The sequence below is a fragment of the Bartonella sp. B1098 genome (assembly GCF_944896145.1).
In the GTDB taxonomy this organism is placed as follows: domain Bacteria; phylum Pseudomonadota; class Alphaproteobacteria; order Rhizobiales; family Rhizobiaceae; genus Bartonella.
In genome coordinates, this window is record NZ_CALYLP010000005.1 from 89954 (window position 1) to 109912 (window position 19959).

A 19959-nucleotide genomic window follows, 5' to 3' on the forward strand; every position below is an offset into this window, starting at 1 on the left:
GAGGTACCATTTAATAACAATTACTTAATATTTTTCAATAAGTTAATAAAAATACCAAATAATAAAACCACCTTTTAAACCACCTGATATATAGAACAAGTGACGCTATCAAATAACATCATTATTTATATATTTCAATTGCGAATCAAAACTTCTTTTCGAGGTGATTTTTTTTGCGATTTTAAAGAAAAGATTTTGTAAATCTCTAACTCTTAGTTATCCATTTTTTAAAGTGTGAGAAGTGATTATCTAGCGCATCTATGAAACGGGATAAATCGATGACAAACATAAAGACAATGAAGGCTAACCACTTCATAATGCGTGACATCATCTTTAAGCCTTGATACGTCTCTATCATCTCATGAAGCAGCTGTTGTTCTGTCTCCGTGAGATCTTGTTCCGGTTTACGCTTTCTACTCATTTGACCAACCACATAAGCGTGCTCCCTATTTTGCGCCCCCAAATCACAAACGCTGTTCCTTAAACCGCTTGGCAACAATCACCAGTCCTGTACACGCCGCTAAAACCATAATCCCTGCTAACGCCCACTGAATTGGTCCATTACCAACAAAAAAGCCTCCAAATCCTGAACAAGACCCTATAATCGGGGCTAGCGCCTCTATCTTGAAAAGACCTGTTCTCTCCTTCGTTTCTACCCTGTGATAGTTCGAAGCAATGTAAGACCCTTTCGCCCACAAACCGGCTTCGGCTGCTCGACGGTTGGATAATCCCACAAAAGGCTTACCCCCTATCTTATTCCATTTCTGTAATTCACTAGGAACAGCTTCATAATCCCCTTGATTAAGCTTCTTCAACAACGTTGACTTGCTAAAGGCTTTCGTTCCTACGTTATAACAAAACGATACCAATGCCGCGAATTGGCAATCCGTTAATGAAACCGTCACCGATTCCTCAACCGTCTTCTCAAATTGCTTTAAGTCTTCACAAAGAATTTCTTCTGCTTGCTCTTGTGTGATACGCATGCCTTTTTTAACAAGCGGTTGACCGGCATTGCTGGTGTGACCATACCCTATCGTCCAGATACATGCTACATCTCTATAAGCCTCTAAACGTAACCCTTCCCACTGTTTGATAAGCTCTAATCCTTCCTTTGATATCTTTCTCATCTGACCCTCCATAAAAAAAGCCCCACATCTGTGAGGCTGGATTAAAATCTTCTTTTATGATCTTCTATTGGCTATGCTCTTTGATCAACTGCTCGACTTCTTCAACACGAAAGCCAAGTTGAAAAAGCGGTGCATATTCGCTTTCCTGTAATTCATACTGACAACGCTTTTTGACAAAATCTCCATTGAGATCAGACGGCATTTCGGTTATGAGAGCAACCTTATGCGTGTCATCTTCTACCCCCTCTTCTCCTTCACTGAGCTCTTTGATAAAGACCCAATAAAAACGCGTTGATAAAAGCTGCTCTAGCCTTTTTACCGTTTCTTCCCTATCAAATTCGAGCATATTTAGATAATCTTGCTTCGTATTTAAGTGTTCTGGATAATCTATCATCTACCCCTCCTAAACAAAATGACGAGGACGGCTACAACCACGCGCCCCTAATTGGTGATTGTCTCTAGCAGAAGAGACGTTAGCACGTGCAAAATGTCCACTCTCTGCACCATGACTCCAACTTCCGCCTCCTGATAACCACCTCATTTCTAGCCTAGACTGCCCCCTATTCGTTATTTGCATAGGAAATGTTCCGGATAAAAACTGCCAAATATAACCGCAACCATCTTCACACCCTATATGAGAGATCATGCGACGTTTTGCCGTATCAACGTGACCACCTGAAATCTTAGGAGAAGGTGCCTTCTTTCCTACAATACTCGTCTTATCATTACTCCCATGCATAGCAGAAGCAAATTCTTCATCACTTAATAATGACTTATTTACAAGCATCATATCTGTTACATGATCTGTATAAGTACACCCCGTTGTAATTGGAACATTATACGCGGAGCGTGTATTTTCTCCCGTACCTGACTGAAGATAAATATCAACCCAAAGATCTGTAGAGAAGTCGTAAACCATTCCTTCTGGTGAACTATGCGGGCGATGATTGAGACACCAAACAGAGTGGGGTAATATATCCCCTGCACGATAACCCGATAAGAGATGACCAGAAATCGTACCAACATCCACACAAAGCGTATGAAACCCTCCTATCTTGCGCGAATTATTGACGGTGTAATTCCTTGGATACGTAGAGTTTTCCGATACAACAAATTTATGAGACTGTCCTCCATCAGAAACCAAATAAACATAATAATCCTTGCCTGCCGAAAGAGACGGCATGCCTATTCTTGCATCGGCTGCATAACCTACAACCAAAATATCATTGCCTACTCCCAAGGTTAGGGTCGTTCCTTTTTTTACCGTTAATTGCGCTTTGCCTGTAGCTACAAGAAACGGGGTAGAATTTGACAAAACCGTTAAATTAGACTGTTTCAGTAAAGTATTTATCTTTTCTGCTAGCGCTTTTGCTGCTGTTGCTGTTGTTTGAGCTGCCGTTGCTGTTGCTAAAGAACTTTTGAGACCTCCAAGCTCTTGTTTCGTCGTATCAGCAGTTTTCTTTGCTTGCTCCGCAACTCCTTTGGCTTCTTCGGCTGTCCTTTTCGCTCTATCAGCTGTTTCTTTAGCTTTAGTGGCTTCGCCCTTGGCTTGATAAGCTTTTGAATCTGCTGCTTCCGCTTTTTTCTTGGCTTCGTCTGAGTACGTCCGCGCTAAACTTGCTGTAGTTTTAGCATTATCTGCCGCTTCCTTCGCATTATAAGCTGTACTACTAGCGTTATAAGCTATATTTTTTGCGGATTCTGCCTCACTACGAGCTTGCCTCGCATCATTTTCGGCATAGCCTGCTTTTTCCTTGGCTGCCTTCGCTGTTTTTTGTGCCTCTTCTACTTTTCCTTCTAAAGATGTTGCTAAAGACGATGCCTTTTTATCAGCTGCTTCTGCCGCTTTCTGTGCTTGTTCGGCTGTATATTTTGCACTATTAGCTATTTCCTTAGCTTTTTCGGCTTCGCCCTTGGCTTGATAGGATTGTGAATCTGCTGTTTCGGCTTTTTTCTTGGCTTCATCTGCGTACGTACGCGCTAAACTTGCTATGGTCTTAGCGTCATCGGCTACTTCCTTCGCTTTGTGAGCTGTACTCCACCCTTGATGAGCTGTGTTGCCTGAATTTTCCGCTATCTTCTTGGCTTCGTCTGCATATGTCCGTGCTAAACTTGCTATGGTCTTAGCCTCATCTGCTGCTGCCTTCGCTTTATTGGCATTACTCCACCCTTCATGAGCTGTACTTTTTGCCTTTTCTACCTCTCTGCGCGCTTGTTCTGCCTCATGGTTGGCATAACCGGCTGTCTGTTTGGCTTCTTTCGCTATCTTTTCGGCTTCACCCGCTACTGTCTCTACTTTTCCTGCTTTAGTTTGTGCTCCTTCCGCAACCTTCTTCGCTTCTTCCGCTGTTGACTTCGCACTATTAGCTATTTGTTTTAGACTATCCAAGGCTCCTTTCGTTTCTTCTGCTACCTTCTCTACTGCTTCCGCTTTGCTCTTCGCCTCTTCCGCTATGCCCTTCACCGCCTCTACATCAGCCTGCCCTGCCGCCTCTCCTGAACGCGCTGCCGCTTCTGCTGCTTCTTTGGCTATTCGCGTGGCTTCGGTTGCACTCTGCTGGGCTTGCTCTGATTTCGCCGACGCACTATCCGCAGAACTTTTCGCTTCCAAGGCTATCGTTGTGGCATTGCTTGCTTCTTCTTTTGCTTCCTCTGATAGGCTCTTCGCAGATATTGCTGTCTGTGAAGCTTCATTCGCAACTGCCTCTACGCTTTCGGCTTTAGCCTTTGCTGTTTCTGCTGCCTCTTGTGAGCTTGATGCCAACCGTTGTGCCTCTTCCGCTTTAGCCTTTGCTTCACCAGACTTCGTTAAGACTTCTGAAGTTTGCTGGCTTATCTCATCACCTTTCTGCTTGGCTGTAGTGGCTGTCGATAATGCCGTGTCTGCAACGCTTTTAACATCTCCAAGCGTTTGTTTAGTTTCCTCAGCAATCCCCTTGGCATCATGAGCTGTGCTAGATGCCGTATCCGCCGTTGTTTTCGCTGCATTTGCTTCTCTTAATGCTTCATCGGCGGTTTTTTGCGCTTCTGCAGATGATGTCGTTGCTTTTTCTGCTAAACCTTTAACTTCTTCAGAAATCCCCTTGACATCATTGACTGATGTAAGCGCTGTAGAAGCTTTCTCCTTCGCATCACTCGATTCTCTAAGCGCACTTGTAGAGGCATTTTTAGCTTCTGTTGCTAGCTGTTTGGCTTCTTCACAAACACTCTTACTTTCTTGTGCAACTCTCTCTGCTGCCTCAGCTTTCTTCTGAACGGCTTCTGCTAAACTTTTGGATGCTTCACTCCCTTCACGAACCGCTTGTCTATCGGCTTGTAATGCTTGCTCTGCAACTGTCTTAGCCTCAGAAGCTATTTGAGATGCCGTTGTTGCTGCCTGTTGTGCCTGCTCGGCTTTCGTGTTTGCACTATCTGCTACACTTTTCGCGGATTCCGCTAATCTTTTCGCTTCGGACGCTGTTTGGGATGCTTGTTCTCCACCAGATTTTGCCAATTCTGCTACAGCCTTAACAGCTTCAACGGATGATTTGACTTCATCACAAGCTTCCTTTGACTGTTCTGAAAGTTTCTTTGCTTCTTCTGCTGTGCTCTTGGCTTCTCTTGATTCTGTTAATGCCGTATTGGCTGTTGATTGAGCAGAGCTTGCTGTAGTTGTCGCTGTTTCACTTGTTTGCTTGGCTTCTAACGCTGACGTCTTCGCATCTGTCGCCATATTTACTGCTGTTTCTGACGTTACCTTCGCACCATCGGCTGTTTGCTTCACTTCATCACAGGCACTGTTCGCTTCTTGCGCTAATCTTTCTGCTGTTTCCGCTTTAGCTTTCGCATCTTCTGCTAAGCTCTTGATCTCTTCTCCTCCACGGGCTGTTTCACTACCTGAACGCACTGACGCCTCTGCAACTGCCTTGGCCTCTTTGGCTACGCGAGACGCTTCGAACGCTTCTTGTTGTGCCTGCTCTGCTTTCGTTTGTGCACTATCTGCCGCGCTTTTAGCGTCTAAAGCTGTGGTCTTTGCAACACCGGCTTCTCGTTTTGCTTCTTCTGATAGACTCTTTGCTGCTGTCGCTGTTTGTGCTGCATCATCACTCGTTTGTTTTGCTGCATTAGCAATAGTCTCTAAACTTTCTGCTTTATTCTTGGCTTCTTTTGCATTCCTCAACACTTCATTAGAACGCGTTTGGATTTGCTCTGCTGTTTTTGTCAGTTCTGTAACAGAAGCTGTCGCCCGTTCCGATAAACCTTTTGCCGCTTCTGCAATATCCTTGGCATCATCGGCTGTCTGTTTGGCTCCATCTGCCTTAAGACTGGCTTGGGTCGCTACCGTCTTGACTTCATGACACGTTGCTACCGCGGTTGCGGCTACTTGGGACGTCTCTGTCGCTGTTTGGGAAGCTTCTCGCGCTGTTTGCTCTGCACGTTCAGAAATCGTTTTTGATGCATCGGCTAACCTCTTAGCTTCTGTCGAGACATTAACGGCATTCTCACTTACCTGCTTAACCTCTGCAAAACTTTCCAATGCCGTAGCCAGTGAACCTTTCGTACCACTGATTTCCCCTGAAGCTCTATCAACCGCTGCTTTGGTCTCTTCTGCTATGTGCTTTGCAGCATCAGAGGCATTTTGGGCTTCTTCGGCTAAGCCCTTGGCGCTATCCGCTGTCTCTTTTGCTTCATTGGCGATTGCTGTTGCTGCTGTAATCGCTTCCTTCGCTTCACTGGAGGTTGTAAGCGCTACATTAACCGTTTGAACCGTTTTTGTTACCTCTGTGAGCGCTTGATCTGAGCCCCTCTTAGCTTCTTCTGCAACCTGTTGCGCACCATTTGCACGCGCCATCGCTTTTTCTGCCTCTTGCCTTGCATTCACAACCTGTTCTAACGGTGCAAAGGTCTCATACGAATACAAAGAAGCTGTCCCTAAAATCTTCGGAACAACTACACTATCTTGCGAAAGCCCTTCTCTAATTTCCTCTTCAGTCGCTACCGGTATCAGATACTCATGACTATGATCGGGGATCTTCATCTGCTTTCCTCCTTACTCCCTCTAAAGTGCTTCATCCAAAGAACACTCTTTCAAATCCTCAAGATCTGCGCTTAAGCTCTCTAAGCGTTTCTCCATCTCTTTCTGCGAACCATCAAACTCTGTTTTCAAAGCTGTTGTCACTAAATCAACAATCCCTTGAAGCGGCGTATGCAAAAAGCCTCCCCCTGAATACAAAACGACCCGTACTTGGGACGGGTCGCTAAGCTCTGATATCGCAAACGGTTTTAAGGTCATTTCAACTCCTCATGTCTTTATTCCATAAATTACACTCACATTAACGGGGCGCGTTTCAGCGCCACCAACCCTCTCTGACATAAGATGATGTTCATGATGCCCCCTATCATGAATGCCCTCTTTGAGAGGCGTCGAATAATATAAAATGTTCGCAAAGGGACTTCGGATAAACCAAGGCAAGCGAGGCGGCTTATCCTTATCGGTAAACCAAAAGGGAACCTCTTCTTGTGAACCTCCTGCTATTTGGTCAAATTCTTGATTACACCTTTCCAAGGCATCCCCACTCAACCCTACACACTCTTCGTCTAGAGATCTCTTTCGCCTTGTCAAAGAAGATTCAGAAGAAGAAATATCTCGTTTCTTGCGTGAAGAACGGTCAACTGAAGAAGCGGCTCCTATTAAATGTTCATGCGCTTTCAAAGAACACGCTTGCTGACTTGCAAAAGAACGCCAAGGATCTAGACCACGTTCATAATCTGTGCCCCGTAAAAACATTCCCCGAAAATCGGGGACATTAAATGTCGAAACGCCATCTCCTGCTCCCCAAACCGTTCCTATCGCGTCAAACAATGCTCTATACGTTCTTCGCGAATATGCCCCCCCATCACAAGGCAACCAACCTGCCGGCAAGCGTTCCATTGCAAAAGGACCAATAAAACCAGACGGTAGACGTTTTAAGGAAAAAGCTTTCTCCCTTGTTGGATTGAGAATTTGCCAACCGCTTATCTCTTCATCATACACAAGCGTATAAAGACAACCCTCTTGGATCTCGCCTCCCGATAAGGCTAATAAACCGCTTTCTGTCGCCTTATAAACGGGCTTAGCAGCCAAATTATCCAAAGCAATCGTGGTCGCCCCAACGTTTTTACCTTTCGCTTTAAAACAAACCGAGATACCATTCTTATACGCTAAAAATTTCGATTGACTTTGAAGACGTATCGCACTCGTCTTTTGTTCTTGATTAACCGTAACAACCCCCTCAATCACACCCCCCGTATCCGATAAATACTCACTGACTCTTTGCATCATAAAACGCGCGCTGTTATTGACCGTGTTAGGGTGCTGTCCCTCTGACCAATTAATCAAGCTATCTGCCCCACCATTCTCAGAGGCGCTCAAAGACCAATCATAAATCGTTGACATCTTGACCTCACGTCTTAATCCCAAACACAACACTCATATTAATCGGGCGTGTTTCACTGACACCTGAACGAGCCCAAACAACATCACGCATGTGAAGATGGGAATGGGGAAAGGCAAGCACATGATGCAACCGTATATCCTCTGCACGCACACCCAAACGCTCGGCAAGCTTTTCCCTTTGCTGCTCATTCAGCACATACCCCCAGATAATCATCATATTTCCATACCAACTCTCTTCCTCATTGGCATCATTCAAAATCGTAACCGATTGACCTCCATGTTCATGCTTTCTCATAGTGTCATGCTGTAATGTGCCAAGATAACGAAAACGGTCTATCTCGCGATCATCATCAACACCCCGCAAAAACACGCCACGCAAATCGGGAACATTAAACTTCGTCCAACTATCACTGCCACCCCATCTTGTTCTTATCGCTTCATAAAGTGCTGGATAATCACTGCGCAAATAAGCAGCCCCATCACAGACTAACCAGCCTTCAGGCAAAACTTGCATTCCAAAAATCCCTATCGTACCGGTAGGATAAACTGAAATCATTGGTTCTTGTAATAAAGGCAAGGGGGTAGGATTCAAAACATGCCAACCATTATCCCTATAAACCAAACGATAAATGCACCCCTTTTGAAACTCGCCTCCTGTCAAAGAACGCATGCCTAATTCCGTCGCCTTATAAAGAGGCTTGGCAGGTAAAGCATTTAAAGCAATTGTTGTTGCCCCAACATTCTTGCCCTTCGCTTTAAAACAAACCGTGATACCATTCTTATACGCTAAAAACTGACAGTGGCTTTCAAGTCTTATCAACGTCGTTTGTTGTTCCGCATCAACCGTAAAGGTATTTGCAATCATACCACTCGTATCGGATAAATATTCCTTTACGCGTTGCATCATCACACGCGCACTATTATTCACGCTGCTAGGACGCTGTCCTTCTGACCAATCAATCAAATCATCACAATAGGCATTCTCAGAGGCTCTCAAAGACCAATCATAAATCGTCGACATCGTAAAACCTCATGTCTTAATGGCAAACAGAACAGAAACATTCACTGGACGCGTCTCACCTTCACCACTGCTTCTCAAGTCAACCTCTTGATCTTCATCATGGCTATAGGGACTTGCAATATAGCTCCCTAAATTCTCACGCTCTATTCCCATAAAGTTTGCAAGTGCCCCCCCTCCAAACAATCCTAGACGATATCCCAAAACAGCCGTCGTATTCCCATCCCAAAAATCTTCATTGCTCGTAAAATGGGGAAAGGAAAGACTTTGCCCCTGATGTTCGTGTGACTCCATTAAATCTGTTTGCACACTTGCAAAAGAACGCCCTTCATCAATATGACGACCGTCATCAACACCGCGTAAGAACATTCCCCGAAAATCCGGAACATTAAACGTCGTAACACTATTCCCTTCTCCCCAAACCGTCCCTATCGCAGAAAACAGATCACTATAATCACTACGCGAATATGCTCTCCCATCGCAGAGTAACCAACCTGTTGGAAGATCACGCATCGCAAACGTTCCGATAAAACCAGTAGGATAAAGACTGATTTCTTCTTCTAAAGGGATAGAGGTGGGATTAACAAGGTGCCAATGATCTCCACTAAATACCAATGTATAAATGCATCCCTGTTGGATTTCCCAGCCCGATAAAGGACCAATCCCTAAGGCGGTCGCTTTATAAACCGGCTTGCCCTCTAAAGCATTCAGAAAAACCGTGGTTGCTCCAATATTTCTGCCTGTCGCCATAAAGCGTAAAACGATACCATTCTTGTATTCTAAAAACTGTGATTGGCTTTCAAGACTGATCGTACTTATTCGTTGGACATGATCATTCGTCACAATCCCTTCAAGTGTTCCACCCATGTCTAACAAGTATTCCTTGATACGCTGCATCATCACACGCGCACTGTTATTGACTGTGTTAGGGTGTTGTCCCTCTGACCAATCAATTAAATCATCTGCGCGCGTGTTATCCGCCGCTCTTAGCGACCAATCATATATCGTTGACATATTTGTGACCCCTAAACTCCGTAAAATGCCCGCATGAATTGCGTCATCAAAGGATTATCATCTTCACGCTCTTCTTCTTCCAAAGGCTCTTCCTGTGACGCTAGTAATGCCCGTAAAACCTCCAGCAAGTTCTCTCTATCGCCCATACCACCCCGTGCGATAGGGCTTGCTCTATAAGGCTGCCCCCCATACATCTGAAATACACGATTAACAAAATCACTTGCGCGCATTGCGTTATTGCCTGCATTCAAACCAACCGCATTGCTCCCAACCAATTGCGCTGCATTGGCATGGGGATTTTGCAAAAGCCGCGCTGCTCCCCCCTGCTCCTTGTTGATGGGCTAAATACAGTTCCGCATCTGTAGGCGCCCTTCCCAACAGACGGCTTAAATGGTTGCGATTGTCAAGGGTCAACCGCCCCATGGCATCGGCTGCCTGCATGGGGTCAAAACGGTCTTGTAAGCCATATTGCTTAGCGGTGCTGTCTATGAACTGATACAACCCACCCGCAGAAGAACGGGGATTCCTTGCATTGGGATTACCGCCACTTTCAACTTGCGCAACACGGTATAAATAGCTTTCCGGCAAGCCATACCGCGCCGCTGCTTGACGTATCGCTTGATCAACTGAAGGGTTATATCTAGCCATAGATTTTGCTCCTTGCAAATCTGCCCGCTTCTCCCATCAATATCGAAGAAATGAAATGCATTGTCTTCTCAGTCAAAACTCCCTTTTTATGCCAATTTATGAACCTTTGTAACATTTGAGCTACTTCTTGCTGGGTCATACCTTTAACGCCAAAAGTTGCTAACTTTGCTATATCACTTTCAAATATTTGTCTCTCTTTTTGAGGCAATTTTCTAATCGTATCAGATAAAATATTTTGAGTAATTTTTGCCCCAGCACGTGCTGTACTAACTTTTCCGTACGGAATATTAACACCTGTTAAAGGAGAAGCCTCTGGTGTTCCTTGAAATGGCTTTAGTGCTCTTTTCGCCGCATCTTCATAAAATCTTTCATCATCTACAGCTTTTCTGAACGCTTTAACGTTTTTAGGGCTTAAAGACCTGCTAAGATTTTTAGACATGCTACCTGTTTGTAAAATATCCGAAAGTGTATTAATAGGGCGGGATTTTTCTAATATGTCATCGATATAATCTCTCATCCCAACGCGATAGGTATTGAGACCATCCGGCATCGCTCCTTTACGAAGACCTTCTGCAATTCCTTCTCCAGATACATCTCTTTCTGCAATTTTTTTGCCTTGTTGTATTGCTTCTTCAAAACCTTCATATTTTGCTACACTACCACGTGCTACTTTATAAGTAGGAGCAATCTGGTCCGCTATCTCTACTAAATCTTTCTTAAGCGACTGATATACAGAAGCCATGCGTTTATCACCAGAATTATGATATTTGTCGCGAAGGTCATCGAGAGACTTCTTAATTTCATCTAATAACTCCATCGTAGGCTTATAATTAATATGCCTAAAATCTCTAGAATAAAACATTTCTGGCTTTGTATTGCGACGATCTTTCTTTAAGATTTTAACGGCTCGCTCGACAGCTTCTTGAAATGCTTCATGTTCAAAAAGATCATTAAGAGCTGGATAATGCTCTTTGCCTACTGGAATACGATATACTTGCTCATAAATAGGTTGGTATTCTCTTTTTCCCTGCTCTTCAAGCAACCTTTTTAAAACTTTCGTATCTTGGAGAGGAGTAATGTTTTCATCTGCCGATTGACCAATACGGCGGATAGCGTTCTGTACCCTTTCCCCATGAGCATGTTTCAAAAGTTCAGAAACGCGCGTATTTGTTTTTCCCATATTAGCAAGTGATACTTCTAAATTCGGACTAATATCTGTCAAAAATGCATGGCGTGGCGCACTTGCAAGGCGTTCTGCAACATTTTCAACACCATCATCATATAATGTTTTTGCAACTTCCCTAACCGCTTTGGTTTTAACTTCCTTATAAGCAGGATTAAAATGCCTTCTTACAAAAGGAACCTGTTGCAATCCATGTCCTACTTTCTTCAATCCTGAAGAAACGAATGTACCAGCAAGAGAACCAACTGGAGCAGCAACTCCTCCAATAACACCACCAACTCCTGCCGAACCAAGACGACCATAAAAACCATCTCCTGCTCCAGAGCCATGCAAAGCTCCAGAACCTATTCCTAAAAGTGCTGCTTTACCAACATTTCCAAATGTTGATAGCGCAGTACCTGCTCTCAAAAGTCCAAGCCCAGGGATAAATGAGAGTGCTGTTGGTACAAGCGAACCAAGAGCATAACCAATAGAAGACAACACTGGATGTTTTTCTTCCAAGGCTTTTTGGTAAGCACGCTCTTTTGCTACCCTTCTATTGTAAATCTCTTCTGCCCGTTTATCGCCACTCCAATAATCCTTAAAACCCGCTTCATTCGCCGCTTGTATCTCATCACTATATCCTGCTGTCAAACCAGATGTACCATGACTCCTTAGTGCATCCCACCACGTAAGATCTTTATCATCAAATGAAAAATCATCTGTTGTAGCTTGTTTTCCTTGATTATCTTCAACTTCTACAAAAGATGAAGTATTCGGAATGGTGTCAATTAATTTGTATTTTGTTAGCCAATCCGGTATAGGTTGAGTTTTATTGTCACCCAAATCCGTAGCATTTGAAGTATTTGGAATAGTATCGATTAATTTATATTTTTTAAGCCAATTCGGTATGTGGTTACTTTGTTTTTTTAGAGAAGACGTCATACAACTTACCTTTCATAAATCCTTATGCCGTCGTGAGTACGAACGGCAAATTTTGATCCTTTAGGAAGTTCTTGTATCTCTTCATTTGTAGTAATAAACGATACACCTGCATACTTTCCCGTAAGAGTTGGCGAATCTATAGAATGCTGCGCACTACTTCCAAATGCTTCATCCACATCTGCAGCTGTTATGTTATCATTCATTAAAATAGCTATTTGAGCATCTGTCGCTTTGTTATAAATCTCCTGTAAACGTTGCAAATTCTTTATAAGATCGTTAGGAGATGAACTCTGTTGCAAAGCACCATAAACACTTTCTAATGTCTTACCTTCCCTATCAGTCAAATTACCCAATCCTGAAGCGCCATTAGGTGAGAGTGCCTTAATTCTCTCTAACTTATGAAGCATCACTCCTCCTCTGATAGCTTCAAGATGATTTTTTAAACGTGATGCTGGTGTATTCCACAAATGCTGTAAAAATTGACCAATTGCACCAGTAGATGCTTTAGGATTTTTCTTAAGTATCTCAAGTGCTTCATTTATCGTATACGCTGTACTCTCTCTCATAATTTTGGCATCTACTATTTGTAACTTTTTCAACTGTTCACGCTGTTGTATCTCTTGATATGCCTTAGATCCCTTAATAACCTTTGCTTCCAACTCTCCAGTTTCAGGATTGTAAACATGCTGGTAATCAGGAGAAAGTGTAGGTTTATCAGCACCTTTTAGCAATGCACTAAGCATTTGAGGGTTACGTGCCATGACAGCAGCTTCTTCTTCACTGTAGCCTTTGGATTTTAGATACTCGACGGTTTGGTTAACCTGCCCTCTTTGTTTATCGCCTTCATTAAGATGCTTCACACCACTTGCAAGCGCATCCCATCCAGAACCACCAGAGGGTGCTGCCGACATGCCTGCAAAAAGATCTTGAAGCTTTTTATAAGCATCTGATTGAAAAAACTTATAAGTATTGGATTGTAAAAACTTTTCTAAATCTGTTGGTTCAGAAGGCGGTGTTTGTGATGTAGGTGGCAATGGTTGTGTTTGGGGAACATCAACTTTAGGTGTAAGTTCTTGTAAGGATTCCTCCAGTGGATTTGGCATAGGTGGATGATTGCCTACACCAAGAGGCATTTCCGTTTTAAGAGCCGTAGAGGGCATAAATGGTCCATATGGCTGCTGCATATTTTGTAAATAGGGGTTGGAGGGGGCTTGAACCTCCTCTGGTGCCATCAAAGGGGCGAGAGTCATCCCCGCAGCAGTAGATATAACACTCTTTGGATTTGCTTTCATGAATTGTCCCAATCTTTGCGCCCCTGTAACCGCTTTTGGAGCCAATCTGGGATAAAGATATCGCATAATATGCGGTGCAAATCTCGCTCCTGCCACTAAAGCCATTGGGATTATCGGTGCAACCATAACGCTCTCCTACAAAACTATTGTTTAATTATTCTTCAGTTGTTGTTGCTTAGTAAGAAAGTCGATGACTTCTTTCGACATTCCTGCTGCTACTGCCGCTCCTGCTGGACCACCCATCATATAACCAAAAGCCATTGGTGCTGCCTGAAGCGCTAGAGAACCTACAGTTCCTACATTCCTCCAAGGATTATTGCCTTGCACCAGAGAATTCGTACTGTTATTCGTCGTCGTACCGTAATTTCTTGCAAAACCATGACCGGCATTCATCAACATGTTCAGTCTGTTCCAACCGCTATTGTCTTGCTCCAGCCAACGTTCGCGATTGGCATCAACAAGCCGTTGATTATAATTATCAAGCACGCCTCCTCCCTGTATGGCATTAGAATAGGCATTGCCATAACCCTGTAAGAAGTTATTCGAAGCTCCCAACTGGTTTTGATTGGCTTGATCAATCATTGCATTGGCTTGCATCATGTTCTGTACATCTTGATTATACTGGTTTGCTGTAGCACTTGTAGACAAAGCACCAAGTTCATTTGCCAATACATCTGTATGTGCACCAGATCCATAACGACCTGCACCTGCAAAAGAACTGTTAATCGTATCTCTTACACGGTCTAAACTATTTTGAAGAGCGGCATTAAAAGAGGGATTCTGTCCAACCATACCGCCAGAAGCCATTCTTCCAAGATTATTTGCTGCCGACGTTGGATTGTAGATCGTATTCATCAAAGAACGGTTTTGATAATGATGAGGTATACTTCCAAGTCCACCAATGGCATAGCGCGTCTGATCACTTAACGGCGCAACACGAGGTCCCCCATAAACATTGCCACCCATCCCTGTGTTATACATAAGATAGGCATCCGCACCACCACGCTTAAAGACATTCTGCATCCAAGCAGGCGGAGCGCTCGTCTGTACTTGTTTTTGTTGTGTTGTTGATGGTGTTTCGCTCCCCATGTCATAATTCCTTCCTGTAATAAAGCATCGTTATGCCATAACCTTGCTTGTCTAAGGCGCGCTTCCAACCAAGACGCCCTAAAATCTCTATCTCAAAAGCGCCATTCTCACGCGCCCAATCCTCTACAACTTTTAAATTGTCAATCTGATCAAGAACGCCCTTGCCACTGCATTCACAAATCAAGGCGCGCTTCTTACCCAAAACTGTCTCTTGTATCTGGGTTGTAACAGCCGCTAAAAATCGCTCGTCATCATCCAAAACAAGCCACAACTGTTTCTTGCCACTGCAAATGGCTTCAATCAGTTCTTGTAACGTAACTTCATGTTTGAAACGCTCTACGTAATCACTCAATGACGCAATGATCTCTTCAAAATACGGCGCTATACGCTCCAGATCCCAAGAACTGGTCAAATAGACTTTTGCCATTATCCCCTGCCTAAAGGACGTAAATCAACATTAAAGCCCGTAATCATCGTCCAAGATTCATGTTCTGGAATGCGCAATTTAAAGCGGTGATAACGATTGCGTGAGCGACCATGATAAGCACCTGTGACATAAGAACATATCCTCTCCTTGTGCCATGTGATCGGCGTATCGTGATTACGCAATCTTCTCTCACCAATACTTAAAAGACCTTGCGTCGTATCAACCTCTGCAAATATCTTCGTGATAAAGCTAAAACTTCCATCCGGTGCCCCCATCTCTTGCGAAACAACCGTTGCCTCCATTGGGGCTCCTGTAAACATAACAAGATGATTTTGATCATCAAAAGCCCCAAGGATAGGCGCACCACTTTGCCAACGAGGGCTATCTAAAGAAGCCGGTAAGGACTCAAGATTGATCGAAATCTCATCCAATTGTTCTAAAGTATAACCTGTCGTAAAGACTGGAAAAAATGTGAAAGGCTTTCCTTGTATCGTCGACCACTTTTGCAAACCCCAATCATAAATAAAGGTAGTTTGCTCGTTGTTACCTCTCTTTAAAGACCAGTAAATCCGGTTATCAACGGGGTCTATAACCCCTTGCATCTCATCAAGAGCAAACTTATCAAATGTTTTAAAAACCGTTCTATCAACCTTTTCAAAGCCTATCGGCAAAAGTTGACCATCCAAACTCATCTGATAAAAGCCACCATCACTCGCAAAAAAGGTGTCACTGCCTCGACAAGCTATAGAGGCTGCACTGCGCGCGCCTCGCTTGTCTTGAATCTTTTGAAACGTAAACACTATCTTAGAACCTGGAACAAAGGTTCCTGCATAAACAGCAGAACGCATAAAAATGAGCGGATTGGTCGTTTCTGTTGCCCCTTGGACATATTCTCCATCCGGAAAATCTTGAAAATCACAATTTTTCTGCTTAACAGTCCAATGGGTTGCATCATCCAAACCAGACCAATGAATGCGATTGGGATTATCTGTCAATTGCATCAAACAAACAAAAGGTCCCCAAACCTTCACCAATCCGGCTTTCGGTGGATTGCCCCCTAAATCTTCAAATCTTTCAGAACTGTGGGTATTAAAGACTTGCGGTTTGTCATTTTTATTCACCGCAATAACTCTTTGACCAAACAAAGCAAATGACCATTGATTATCTTCATGCGCATGATACGTCACACCACTTTGACTGATGTCTTTCCAACCCTGCGTTTGACTGTCATAACTATAAAGCTTTTGCTTACCTCCAACAATAATCTTAACACCATTGCCACTTCTAAAAGCTATACAACCCAACGGCTTTTCTTCCAAAGGAACCTTAGAAACAATCGTTGCACTCGGCATAGGAATGTAACCGCCATCTGCCGGTAAAACATTCACAAGGCTATCTGTAAAGCTGCCATTGACAACCGAAATATCCGGTCGATAATCGGCTATAGGAAAATAAACCATGTTAGAAATCCGTTGGAATTATGCGGGTGACGTTATGACGTTGAGAGGTCTCTGCACGCAATTCATGCAAATGCTCCTTAAAGTCATTGTAAGCTGCCGTTGCACAATCGGGATCTTTAAGGATATTCTTGTACAACTCATATTTTGCACGCGCCTTAATCAAATCAAACGCGTGCACAAACCATAGATGCTCTTCATCAACACTTTCTATCTCTGCTAAGCGCAATGGAGAGAGAATGAGTTGAATTTGATAGGCTCTGTCCGGTGTAGGATAAAGATGCAATTTCCTATCAAAGTAACTGTAACAAACCGGCGTTCCTTGCTGTTCTGATCGCAATAAAGGCTCTAAAGAAACATGGTCCTTACACGCCAAGGCAAACTTATGATGTTCATCAGAACCCAAGTAAACGCTTTTGATTTTAACAGCTGTTTCGATATGGCGGGTATCGGTTGCATCATAAGCCCCTTGCCCCGCCCTTGTTCGAAACACCACATCACGGCTTTCGTTAAAGTAAAAAGTTTCCCTCTCACAAAAACGAATAGCAGCAAAAATACTTTCTTGGATTTGAGATACATATTCATCCGCAACATCATCAATCTCATCTTGAATGACTGACACCATGTGTGAAAGCGTTTTTCTATGACGATAAACATTTTGACCAGCAGGTATCGGTCCGCCGGTCCTAACCCGAATATAATGACGTGCCATTAAAATACCTTTCCGTAATTGAAACGAACTTGACATTATATGTCATGTATACTATAGTACACGAATGGTAGCGATAATAAAAACAACAGATGAATTCGATAAATGGTTAGAAAAGCTTAAAGATAGAAAAGCTGCCAATATGATTCTTGAAAGACTTCGTAGAATTCGTTCAGGACTTTTGGGTGATGTTAAATTCTTTAATGGCATAGGTGAATTACGTATCCACTATGGGGCTGGTTATCGAATTTATTTTGTAAAAAAAGGCGATAAAATCATTATATTGCTTTGGGGTGGTGACAAATCCACACAATCCAATGATATTCAAAAAGCCTTATCTCTTTTAGAGGATCTTAAAAATGAAATTGAAAACCTTTAACTTTGAAAAACATCTCGCAACACCAGAAGATCAAGAAATCTTTTTAAATGAAGCTCTTAAAACCGGTGATGCAGCTCATATTGCCGATGCTATTGGTCTCGTTGCCAGAGCCCGAAATATGAGTGCCTTAGCAAAAGAAACCAATCGTGAACGCAGTGGATTATATCGCTCCTTAAGTAAAACGGGGGACCCCAAGCTTTCTACCTTAGTTGCTGTCTTATCTGCCCTTAATTTGCAACTCTCTGTACAATCTTGCAATTCATAAAATAAGGGGAAATTAATAGATCTTTCCCCTTAATTTCAGTGATTTGTCACAAATTCAACGACTATACTTGCTTCACCTGCTTGGACTGTCTTATCAGCTTTAGCATAGAGAGTAAGCTCTTCATCATAAGGAACAAATTCCTTTTGGTTGGTGGGTTTGACCTCTTTGACTGCCTGTTGTTTGATTTCTGCCTCACCAAACTCAATCCCTCCAGCCGTGCTGCCTATTTTCACTTTCGTGTCCGAAAAGGCTGTTTTAACAAATACCTTAATCGAAGTAATTAAAGCCCCTCGAGGCAAAATGCCTATTCTCAGTGCATTCTCTTTATCTTTGTAGCTAAAATTAAGCCGCAAAAAGCTTACTTGCTGGGTATGAAGATTTCTCCCCTGTAACGGAGGTGGTAAATGATCTGCCATGTCTGATCCCCTTAATGATTTGTCACAAATTGTACGACCACAACACATTCACCAGCATCCGTGGTTTTATCACGGGTGGCATAAAGAGTAACCTCCTTATCATTCGCAATAAAAACCTTTTGATCTGTTGGTGTAAAATCTTGTGTTCCTTGGGCTTTGATATCCTTTTCACTAAAATCATTGCCCCCATCGGTACTGCCAATCTTCAACTTCGCTTCTGAAAACGCCGTCTTAACAAATGCTTTCATCGACGTGATCAAAGCACCACGAGGGAGAGTTCCTATTTTCGTTGTGAGATGTTTATCTTTATGCGATATGTTCAACCGTAAGAAACTCACCTGTTGCGTGTGAAGATTTCTCCCTTGTAATGGAGGTGGTAAATGATTTGCCATGTCTGTTTTCCTCCTTAATAATTATGCTGCTTCACCGCTGTAGGTAGGAATGACAATCGTTCCAAAATCTTGTGCTGTTTGTGCACTATTTGGCATTTGGAAACGAGTTTTCTTCATTCCTATCAAGGTCTTAGCTGCAACACCAAATTCACGTTCATAATCAAAATATTCTTCTTTGAGTGTGTAATGCGTTGCACTGTGATTTTTACCAAAACCTATAATCGCACTTTGTGCTCCCAAGAACACTGCACGACGCACGCTTTTGACCGCTGTATGATCGGTCGATTTAACACCATGGGTGACATGGATTGCTTCGCGTAAAACAACCCCGTTATACATGCCAAGAGAACCATCAAAGATTGGGTTCTTCGCACGAGAGGTTGCATAAACCGATTTTTGAATATCTAACCATTCACCGGCTGCTGTATTGGTTCGCAACTGCATCACTTGAGTGGGATGCAAATAGAGAACGTAAACATCATCACCATTAACATGAACCGGAGAAATTTGAGGATTAGCTAGTTTAGCTTGTTTAACCGCTTCATCAATCAATTTAAGGCTAAAGCTATGTTTGGCTTTCTCATTGAGATCTTCATCCTTGGTTTTGCCATCTGGACGAATAATCCGTTCACTGCTTGGTGCCATGATTTCATTAAAGCCGTAATGAACCGGTTTAATGTACACTTCTCGACCATCAACATTGATCGTACGCGCTGTATAACCACACACCTGTAAGAAGAACATGATGCTTAAACGATTGGCATACCAGCGAACCAAGCCTTCTTTGGCTTTCTTGCGTAAATTCGGGAGTATTCTCTGTTGATCAATCGAGTCATCATTGGCTACACGCGCTGCATGTAAGAGCTCGTTAATGACCAGCCTATCATTCATAAATTGAAGCGCTTCTTCATTGCCCTCTAGGGTTTCACCTTGAGTGACACCATCCCCAAACAGATTCACCAGCAAACTGAATGTAACGCTATCCCCTGCACTCTTATGGGTTTCATTATAAAGCTGGATAATGCTGTTTGAACTTTTGCCAATCAAGGGGGCAATTTTCGTTGCCTTCAAAACTTCATTACTTAATTTTTGTGACCACAATTTCACTGATTGTGGATCATGGGTTCCTATATGTGTTGTTGCCATTTATTTTACCTTTCTTTGCTGTAAAAAAACCGGCTTAAAGCCGGTGGAAAACCCGCAT

The 19959-nt window shown here is 43.1% G+C and carries 19 protein-coding genes and 1 pseudogene; 2 read left to right on the forward strand and 18 right to left on the reverse strand.

The features are described 5' to 3' along the window. Positions 1-205: 205 nt before the first annotated feature. The 15 genes and pseudogenes from NNJ85_RS08915 to NNJ85_RS08985 form a co-directional block, all read right to left on the reverse strand. Positions 206-433, reverse strand: a complete 228-nt coding sequence (locus tag NNJ85_RS08915; protein WP_254473145.1) for a hypothetical protein — start codon at positions 431-433, stop codon at positions 206-208. Between the two features lie 31 nt (positions 434-464). Then, a complete protein-coding gene (locus NNJ85_RS08920) occupies positions 465-1127 on the reverse strand; it encodes a lysozyme (protein WP_254475209.1) in 663 nt (220 codons plus the stop codon). A 64-nt stretch (positions 1128-1191) separates the two neighbouring features. Beyond that, positions 1192-1521 carry a hypothetical protein gene (locus tag NNJ85_RS08925; protein ID WP_254475211.1) on the reverse strand — a complete coding sequence of 110 codons (330 nt, stop codon included), beginning with the start codon at positions 1519-1521 and terminating at the stop codon, positions 1192-1194. A gap of 9 nt (positions 1522-1530) precedes the next feature. Beyond that, on the reverse strand, positions 1531-6144 hold the full coding sequence (locus NNJ85_RS08930) for a hypothetical protein (protein WP_254475213.1): 4614 nt from the start codon (positions 6142-6144) through the stop codon (positions 1531-1533). A gap of 21 nt (positions 6145-6165) precedes the next feature. Then, positions 6166-6399, reverse strand: coding sequence for a hypothetical protein (locus NNJ85_RS08935; RefSeq protein WP_254475215.1), 234 nt, complete (start codon positions 6397-6399; stop codon positions 6166-6168). Positions 6400-6408: 9 nt separating this feature from the next. Further along, a complete protein-coding gene (locus NNJ85_RS08940; protein WP_254475216.1) occupies positions 6409-7542 on the reverse strand; it encodes a phage tail protein in 1134 nt (377 codons plus the stop codon). Positions 7543-7549: 7 nt separating this feature from the next. Further along, on the reverse strand, positions 7550-8563 hold the full coding sequence (locus tag NNJ85_RS08945) for a phage tail protein (RefSeq protein WP_254473210.1): 1014 nt from the start codon (positions 8561-8563) through the stop codon (positions 7550-7552). Positions 8564-8572: 9 nt separating this feature from the next. Then, on the reverse strand, positions 8573-9574 hold the full coding sequence (locus NNJ85_RS08950) for a phage tail protein (RefSeq protein WP_254475217.1): 1002 nt from the start codon (positions 9572-9574) through the stop codon (positions 8573-8575). Positions 9575-9585: 11 nt separating this feature from the next. Continuing rightward, positions 9586-10222 (reverse strand): annotated as a pseudogene (locus NNJ85_RS08955) (transglycosylase SLT domain-containing protein). Further along, complete coding sequence (locus tag NNJ85_RS08960; RefSeq protein WP_254475355.1) at positions 10215-12329, reverse strand: glycine zipper family protein; 2115 nt, start codon at positions 12327-12329, stop codon at positions 10215-10217. Before NNJ85_RS08960 ends, NNJ85_RS08955 begins: the two are co-directional and overlap by 8 nt. 5 nt (positions 12330-12334) lie before the next feature. Then, the gene (locus NNJ85_RS08965) at positions 12335-13747 is read right to left on the reverse strand and encodes a hypothetical protein (RefSeq protein WP_254475357.1); all 1413 of its coding nucleotides are present in this window, start codon (positions 13745-13747) and stop codon (positions 12335-12337) included. A gap of 24 nt (positions 13748-13771) precedes the next feature. Beyond that, the gene (locus NNJ85_RS08970; RefSeq protein ID WP_254475359.1) at positions 13772-14710 is read right to left on the reverse strand and encodes a hypothetical protein; all 939 of its coding nucleotides are present in this window, start codon (positions 14708-14710) and stop codon (positions 13772-13774) included. Position 14711: 1 nt separating this feature from the next. Beyond that, positions 14712-15137: a hypothetical protein gene (locus NNJ85_RS08975; RefSeq protein WP_254475220.1), complete on the reverse strand. Its 426-nt coding sequence runs from the start codon at positions 15135-15137 to the stop codon at positions 14712-14714. After that, complete coding sequence (locus NNJ85_RS08980; protein ID WP_254473225.1) at positions 15137-16597, reverse strand: hypothetical protein; 1461 nt, start codon at positions 16595-16597, stop codon at positions 15137-15139. The genes NNJ85_RS08975 and NNJ85_RS08980 overlap by 1 nt, the downstream gene beginning before the upstream one ends. Position 16598: 1 nt before the next feature. Next, the gene (locus tag NNJ85_RS08985) at positions 16599-17306 is read right to left on the reverse strand and encodes a hypothetical protein (protein ID WP_254473227.1); all 708 of its coding nucleotides are present in this window, start codon (positions 17304-17306) and stop codon (positions 16599-16601) included. A gap of 64 nt (positions 17307-17370) precedes the next feature. On the opposite strand from NNJ85_RS08985, the gene NNJ85_RS08990 reads away from it, so the two are divergent. Continuing rightward, on the forward strand, positions 17371-17682 hold the full coding sequence (locus NNJ85_RS08990; protein WP_139413117.1) for a type II toxin-antitoxin system RelE/ParE family toxin: 312 nt from the start codon (positions 17371-17373) through the stop codon (positions 17680-17682). After that, the gene (locus NNJ85_RS08995; protein WP_254473229.1) at positions 17663-17947 is read left to right on the forward strand and encodes an addiction module antidote protein; all 285 of its coding nucleotides are present in this window, start codon (positions 17663-17665) and stop codon (positions 17945-17947) included. The genes NNJ85_RS08990 and NNJ85_RS08995 overlap by 20 nt, the downstream gene beginning before the upstream one ends. A 35-nt stretch (positions 17948-17982) precedes the next feature. On the opposite strand, the gene NNJ85_RS09000 is transcribed toward NNJ85_RS08995, so the two are convergent. Genes NNJ85_RS09000 through NNJ85_RS09010 form a run of 3 tightly spaced genes read right to left on the reverse strand, consistent with a single transcriptional unit; the run spans position 17983 to position 19901 of the window. Next, the gene (locus tag NNJ85_RS09000) at positions 17983-18363 is read right to left on the reverse strand and encodes a hypothetical protein (protein WP_254473231.1); all 381 of its coding nucleotides are present in this window, start codon (positions 18361-18363) and stop codon (positions 17983-17985) included. An 11-nt stretch (positions 18364-18374) separates the two neighbouring features. Then, the gene (locus NNJ85_RS09005) at positions 18375-18755 is read right to left on the reverse strand and encodes a hypothetical protein (RefSeq protein ID WP_254473233.1); all 381 of its coding nucleotides are present in this window, start codon (positions 18753-18755) and stop codon (positions 18375-18377) included. A 21-nt stretch (positions 18756-18776) separates the two neighbouring features. Continuing rightward, positions 18777-19901, reverse strand: a complete 1125-nt coding sequence (locus NNJ85_RS09010) for a N4-gp56 family major capsid protein (RefSeq protein ID WP_254473235.1) — start codon at positions 19899-19901, stop codon at positions 18777-18779. Positions 19902-19959 lie beyond the last annotated feature (58 nt).